The following is a 6,080-nucleotide window of genomic DNA, read 5'->3' on the forward strand; positions in this document are numbered from 1 at the left end:
GCAACATATTTTTGGTGTTAGGGGTTATATCTTTGCATGTACGCAACATATTTTTGGTGTTGAGAGCTTGTACCTTTGTATGTACGTAACATATTCTTGGTGTTTTATTTATTTGTAGGGCTATATTCGTCGTATTTTATGGGAAGTTATTAAAAATAGGTCTACGTGAGCATATTTTATATGAGCTACATTACATATTTTTGGTGTTATTGAGAGCACATACCAAAAATATGTAATATGCTTTTTAATATGGAATATCTAAATTATCTATAGTCAGTTTATTCGCAATATCTATTTCTTCTTTGCTGGATGCTTGTTCTGCGCGGTTATTACGCCTTTCAATCAAGGTTGTAGCTATTTTATTAGATAGCTTCTCATTACCAGTGTAATTGTATGCAGAAAGTAACAGTTTAAGTTCTGCAGTTGATAATTTTTTACCATTGCCTTCAGACTTTAATTGCTGCCTTTTAAGCTCTAGCTTTTTAATAGTTGTAATAGCATCGCGTTCATTAAATTCCTCAATATTGCCTTTTGTTATCCAACTCATAAGGAATTTGATAGCTATATACATTCTAATAACATTTACACTTCATAAGCTCAAGTGCTGAATAAATACACCAGCCCATATTAAAGTTGCGATGATAACGCTCACCATCACAGCCAAAGAGCCTAAGTCTTTCGCTAAACCTGACAGCGGATGAATTTCCGCGCCAATTCTATCGACTACTGCCTCAATAGCGGTATTGAAGATTTCTGCCAACAATACGAATAATAAAGCGCACCAAAGAAACACGTACTCAAAAAGTGAAAATGGAAAGAATAAACAGCCCACAACGAGAAGAACTGACAGCCAGAATTCTTGTTTAAACGCTGCTTCATTTGCTATCAGCCATTTAAACGCTCTGAGTGAATGCCCCGCTGCTAGGTATATTCGTTTTATTCCCGTCGGCTTTTGCTTAGTACCCATTGATTGGCTCCTGTTGGCTATTCTTAGCATTAGGTTTGGAATTAGGAAAGTGTAAGGTACGAAACACTACCGCGGCTATCAAACAAATGATTAACCATGACAACGTCATCGTTGTTAGTGTGTGACTTAAAAAATGGTCACCTATCGCCATCTTATAACTCCCCATAATCCAGCCAGTAGAAACAGCAAACGCTATCGCAATACATTGGTATTTCGGACGATAAAACAAAAAGAATAATGACATTAAGGCAAAACCACCGCTGGCATGACCCGCAGGAAAGCACTTGTACTTTTTAGTTGACTCAAACGATTCAGGCATTAATTCAAACGCCTTAACATAAGGGACATCGCCGCCATATAGTTCAAGCTGCGCAGGACAAGCACCATTGGTTGTTGCTTTTAAACCGCCGATGACTGACGGCACTAACATCAAAGAGAAAATAACCACTAATAATCGCTTTTGAAAGTGCTTAGAGTACTTGCGTCTACAAGCGATAACGTAAAAAGCAATGAGCGACAGTGCCAACAAAATAATGCTGTATTTAGGCAACAAGTAAAAAATAAAACGATAAGGCTCTTCATATTTATCAATTAACCACGTTTGGTTGGATGCATTGAATAACAAATTTTGAAGCCAAATATCGCTATTTGTTGTTTCAAATAAAAAAGCAATAAGCGTTAATGCATACATTGAATAAAGCAGGTGTTTACTCAAGTTCAAAACAATTCTCCATTTGCAAGGTGTTCCCTACTACCACTTCTATGGTCGAGTGGTGAATACCGTATTGAGCTGCGAGCAAATCTTTAATTGGCTTAAGATCTTGGAATTGTTCCATCGTTTTTAAGTTAACACTGGTTTCTAAATACACTTCGCTATCATCTAATTGCCACACATGAATGTGTCTTACTTTTTCAACATTCTCCATTGATTCGATATCCTTACAAATCTTATCGATATCGATATCAACGGGGACCGCTTGCATTAAAATACGAATACTTTGCTTAGCTAAAATAATACCGTGGTACACCACATAAACCGAGATAAGTATGGTTGCCAATAAATCGACAACATACCATTGATATAAAATGATCAAACTACCCGCAACAATGACAACGACAGAAGCAAAGGCATCAGATAAATTATGAATAAATGCCGCTCTGAGATTCAAGTTATTCTTCGCGCCTGCTTGATAAGTCAACCACGCGGTTATGGAATCAATCGCTAAGGCTATTGTCGCAATCCAAACAACAATCCAACCATCAATAGGTTGAGGGTTAAAGTACTTCTCAACTGCGGCATAAATGAGATATATACCAAGAATAATAAGGGTAGTAGTGTTGATTAATGCCCCGATAATTTCAGCCCGTTTAAAACCAAAAGTCATTTGGCTATTAGCGGGTTTTCTTGCAATTTTTCTCGCAACAATCGCAATAACGATAGCGCCTGCATCACTGAGGTTATGAAGCGCATCAGCAATCAAGGATAAACTACCTGATAAAACCCCGCCGATAACTTGGGCCACAGTAAGTAAAATATTGATAAATACTGCCATGCTTAATTTTCCGTCATGGTTATGTGCATGGCTGTGCGTATGGTTATTATTTGACATTTACTCTTCCTCTTGCATAACAAATAGTGGTGATGGCGCTTTTTCAGGCAATGACATATCTGTGCTGATATTTAACGCATGTAGTAAAGAAAAAGAAAAAGCATCGTGAGAACTTTCTTTTTTACTTTGTTTGACCGTACTTTCCATATCAACGTGTGATGAAGAGCCGAACCAAGCAATTAAAGGTACATGAGTCTGTTCTTCAGGCGCCAGCATGTAAGGCATACCATGTAAGTAGAGTCCGTTCTTACCTAACGATTCACCATGATCGCCAATATAAAACATGGCAGTTTCAAAGTTGGTATTGTTCTCTTCTAATAAATTAATGGTTTCATTGATAAAGTAATCGGTATAGAGAATGGCATTATCATACGCATTAACAATTTCGCTAGTTTCACAGGCGGAGAGTTCGCTTGTTTGACAGGCAGGAGTGAACTTCTCAAAGTCTTTGGGGTATCGTTTGTAATATGCCGGGCCGTGGTTGCCCATTTGATGAAGCACTATGAGTACACTACCTTCTTGATCATCAATATACCCCTGTAAACCGTCTAACATACCAATGTCACGACACTCTATATCGCACACTGAATTTAGCTCAGGTGATTTGAAATTTTGGTATTCGACACGATCTGCGACGCCTTTTGAACTAGAGTTATTGTCTCGCCAAAGGACACTTACCCCGGCTTTGGAAATAACATCTAATACGTTTTGTGTTCGCCGTGCTTTTTTATTATCAAATGACTCTCGGTTATCGAATGAAAACATACAAGGGACCGAAATCGCGGTTGATGTGCCACAAGCATAGAATTTATCAAAACTAATTAAATCATCTCTTTGAGCTAATAATGGTGTAGTTTCTCGTTTATAGCCATTTATAGAAAGATTACCCGCATGGACAGTTTCACCGACAATGACAATGTAGAGTTTTTTATGCGACTCTTTATCAATATCATTGGCAGAGTTTACTACCATTAAAAATTCGTTATTTTCTTGCTGTTCAAGCACGTCCTTGAGGAAAAATCCCGTAGAGTAAATGGGATAGATAGGATTTAAGTAAAATCTTAATGGCTTGTGTTCTCTAAAGAAATTAGTGAATTGAGCACTAAAAATATAAAGTGAAACAGTAATTACACCAAGTGCCATGATGGTATTACTTATTTGTAGCCAACAGTTTTTTGTCCATGACGATTTATCTATTTTGACCATAAAAAGGCAAGCTATAGGTACTATGGCTAACAACAAAACAGTTAAAAAATACTCAAATGACAGTAAGTCAGTTGCTTCATCGATATTCGTTTCAGCAATGTTTTGAATCATTACATTATCAATGATGGTGCCAAAGCTATCGGTATAATAACCAGCCATGGCAGATAAGAGTAAAAGACTGCTCAGTACTATTCGAACGGGAATGATAATACTGAAAAATGACACAATAATGGTTAATACACTCATTACCACAAGAGTCAGCGCGATAATAAAACCTTGATTATCTTGCCACGGGTATACCGAATTAACTTGTTCAAAAAATGTAGAATTGCCCGTCACTATAATAAATAGCACGGTGGCGATAATAAGGAGGTTTGGCGAATAATTGAAAAACGACAGCTTTTTCATCATTATTCCCTAAATTTAGGATGCAAAAATTCGAAGCTAATAAAAGCCTACTATTGAATCTCTGCATCGAGTGAAAATGACTGGCTAAGCCCTGCTTTTGACAAGAGCTTAGCTAGTAGCGATTTATAGTGCTATCAAATTAGTTACTTACTTTATTAATTTGTAAGTTAATGAGTAAGTCACTAAGTTATCTAGCGCGTTAGTCTCTAAGATCTTTGATTTTGGCTTTTGAGAACCAAGCATATAAAACCGGTAACACAAACAAGGTGAGTAACGTTGCAGTAACCAAACCGCCAACAATAACACTCGCCAGTGGTCGTTGAATTTCAGCGCCAACTCCATTGGACATCAGCATTGGAATTAAACCTAACGCAGAAGTAATGGCGGTCATTAATACTGGACGTAAACGAGATACTGCCCCATCAAAAACAGCTTTTGAGGTGTCTATACCATCTTTTACCAGCTGGTTAATGCTTTCTACCATGACTACACCATTAAGCACGGCGACACCAAACAAAGTGATAAAGCCGACTGAACTTGGCACTGACAAGTATTGACCTGAAATATACAGTGAGAAAATACCACCTATAACGGCCAAGGGTACATTCACTAAAATAAGCATCGCTTGACCAACAGAGCCAAAGGCGAAATAAAGTAGCAAGGCAATTAGTGCCAATGATAGAGGCACTACCACTGATAGTCGCTGCTGCGCACGTTGTTGGTTTTCAAATTGACCACCAATCACTACAGAATAACCTGCAGGTAAATCTACTTTGCTATCAATAACTGCACGAATGTCGCTAACAACACTTCCCATGTCTCGACCTTGAACATTGGCTTGAATTACCACGCGTCGCTGTACATCATCACGTCGCACTTGTGGTGGGCCAGATTCAAAACTGACGGTAGCAATATCGCCTAAACGTACCCAAGCACCCGTAGGTGATTGTATTCTCAGATCTGCAATAGCTTCTTGGTTATCACGGTATTTTTCTTCAATGCGAACATAAATATCATAACGTTCATTGCCATTGATTATTTGGCCAGCGCTAACGCCACCGATACCGTTTTTAACCACTTCCATGACATCGCCAACTGAAAAACCAAAACGTGACAATTGCTGTCTTTTCGGTTTAATCACTAACTGTGCTTCACCAGCGATTTGCTCTAAGGCTACATCTCTTGCGCCATCAATTTGTTTGATTGCCGCTTCAATTTCTTGACCTTTGCTCGCCAACATATCTAATTCTGGTCCAAACAATTTAATGGCAAGTTGCGCTTTAACTCCTGACAGTAATTCATCTACACGAGTCGCTATGGGCTGTGAAAAGTTAAGTAATAACCCTGGGAATTGCTCAAGTTTCTCTTCCATTAAACCTTGTAATTCAACGCGATTTTTGGCACTTGTCCATTCTGAAACAGGTTTTAAGCCAATGTAAATTTCGATGTTATTAACTGGTTCAGGATCACCGCCGATTTCAGCACGTCCAATTCGACTTAGGGTATATTCAACTTCGGGGAACTCCATTAACTTTTCTTCAAGAATTGGAGCAACCGACAAGGCTGTTTCTAAACTTGCTGATGGCGCTAATGTTGCTCTTAGGTTAATGGTACCCTCTTCTAATTCTGGTACAAATTCAGTCCCTATTTGAGGTATTAAAGATGCTGCACCCACAAGTAACAATAATGAAGCAATAATAACTACTTTCGTGTGTTTCATCGCGGCTTTGAGGCCTTTTCGATAAAGCTTATCTAATGGTTTTAAGACAAAACTTTCTCTTTCTTTAACGCCTTTATTAAACATAAAGGTTGCTAAGGCTGGAACCACAAACAGTGCCACAAAAATAGCCGAAATAACCGCTAAAATAATACTGATAGCCATCGGCTGG

The 6,080-nt window shown here is 38.3% G+C and carries 6 protein-coding genes; all 6 read right to left on the reverse strand.

The window, feature by feature from the left end; genetic code table 11:
* Window positions 1–244: 244 nt before the first annotated feature.
* A complete protein-coding gene (locus L655_RS0123480; RefSeq protein ID WP_008467353.1) occupies window positions 245–547 on the reverse strand; it encodes a hypothetical protein in 303 nt (100 codons plus the stop codon).
* A 42-nt stretch (window positions 548–589) separates the two neighbouring features.
* Entirely contained in the window at window positions 590–967 is a 378-nt protein-coding gene (locus tag L655_RS0123485) for a diacylglycerol kinase (protein ID WP_008467350.1), read from the reverse strand.
* Complete coding sequence (locus L655_RS0123490; protein WP_241763437.1) at window positions 957–1,682, reverse strand: phosphatase PAP2 family protein; 726 nt, start codon at window positions 1,680–1,682, stop codon at window positions 957–959. Before L655_RS0123490 ends, L655_RS0123485 begins: the two co-directional genes overlap by 11 nt.
* On the reverse strand, window positions 1,675–2,577 hold the full coding sequence (locus tag L655_RS0123495; RefSeq protein WP_016899514.1) for a cation diffusion facilitator family transporter: 903 nt from the start codon (window positions 2,575–2,577) through the stop codon (window positions 1,675–1,677). The genes L655_RS0123490 and L655_RS0123495 overlap by 8 nt, the downstream gene beginning before the upstream one ends.
* Window positions 2,578–4,194 (reverse strand): phosphoethanolamine--lipid A transferase, encoded by a 1,617-nt coding sequence (locus L655_RS0123500; protein ID WP_229816631.1) that lies wholly within the window; start codon window positions 4,192–4,194, stop codon window positions 2,578–2,580. It lies immediately after the preceding gene.
* A 196-nt stretch (window positions 4,195–4,390) separates the two neighbouring features.
* On the reverse strand, window positions 4,391–6,080 hold a 1,690-nt coding region (locus L655_RS0123505), incomplete at its 5' end, for an efflux RND transporter permease subunit (RefSeq protein ID WP_029752372.1).

The organism is Pseudoalteromonas sp. TAE79 (genome assembly GCF_000498015.1).
Classification (GTDB): domain Bacteria; phylum Pseudomonadota; class Gammaproteobacteria; order Enterobacterales; family Alteromonadaceae; genus Pseudoalteromonas.